This is a genomic window from Vreelandella songnenensis (genome assembly GCF_003002925.1).
Lineage (GTDB): Bacteria > Pseudomonadota > Gammaproteobacteria > Pseudomonadales > Halomonadaceae > Vreelandella > Vreelandella songnenensis.
The window spans coordinates 1-1040 of sequence record NZ_PVTK01000034.1 but is presented as its reverse complement, the minus strand read 5'-3'; the positions used below and the strand labels follow the sequence as shown (position 1 = coordinate 1040).

At 54.6% G+C, this 1040-nt stretch carries 1 protein-coding gene; it reads right to left on the bottom strand.

Annotation, left to right across the window (positions count from 1 at the left end; genetic code table 11):
- A protein-coding gene (locus B0H98_RS16915; protein WP_106376231.1) for an IS3 family transposase occupies window positions 1–1027 on the bottom strand; the annotation gives its coding sequence in 2 pieces (ribosomal slippage) (window positions 1–769 and window positions 769–1027; 1028 coding nt annotated over the 2 pieces). This gene is flagged as partial in the annotation.
- Between the last annotated feature and the right edge of the window lie 13 nt (window positions 1028–1040).

Below are 1040 nucleotides of genomic sequence, written 5' to 3'. Positions count from 1 at the left end.
TTCTTCGGTCTTTCTTCGTTGTACTCCCGGCGCCATGCTTCGATGACAACCTTGGCGTGATGAAGGCTGGTGAACCAATGCTCATTCAGACATTCATCTCGAAAACGCCCATTGAACGATTCGATGTAGGCGTTTTGATTGGGTTTTCCAGGCTCGATTAAAAACAGCGCAACGTCATGTAGGTGAGCCCACAACAGCATGGCGCGCCCACAAAATTCCTTTCCATTATCCGTACGAATGGCGCTAGGTAGGCCACGTTGTAAAGCCAGTTGATCTAGAATCCGTGTTAACGACAGGCCGCCAATGGCCCGTTCAGGTACGATCGCCACGGCTTCATGGGTGGCGTCGTCGACAACAGTGAGGTTCTTTATCACGCGTCCTTCTGCCGTACGGTCAAATACAAAATCCATTGACCAGACCTGGTTGGCGGCACAAGGACGGCCAAGGGGCTTTCGCTCAGACGCAGGAACCTTCTTGCGATTGCGGCGCTTTACCTGCAATCGAGCCGCGGCGTAGAGGCGTTCGACGCGCTTATGATTGACCCGTTCACCGGCTTGACGCAGCTTCAGGTAGATCATGCCAGCGCCATAGCGACGATGTCGATGGGCCAGGGCAATAATGCGTTCACGCAATGCCCCATTGCGGTCAGGGGCCGATTGATAGCGCAATGCACTGGCACTCATATGGATGACACGGAGCGCTCGGCGTTCACTCAGACCACGTGACACCATAAAGCGCACCACGTCTCGGCGTGCCGGGGCACTCACCACTTTTTTCTCAGCGCCTCCCGAGTGACCTCCATTTCCAGTAGCGACTCCGCGAGCAGCTTTTTCAAGCGCCCATTTTCGGCTTCGAGTTCTTTGAGTCGTTTGGCATCGGGTACGCTCATGCCGCCAAACTTGCTGCGCCATTGATAGTAACTGGCTTCTGAGAAACCGTGCCGACGGCATAGCTCCTTGATGGGCAGTCCTGCTTCGGCTTCGCCCAGAAAACCGATGATCTGTTCTTCGCTGAAACGCTTCTTCATGTCCAATCTCCTT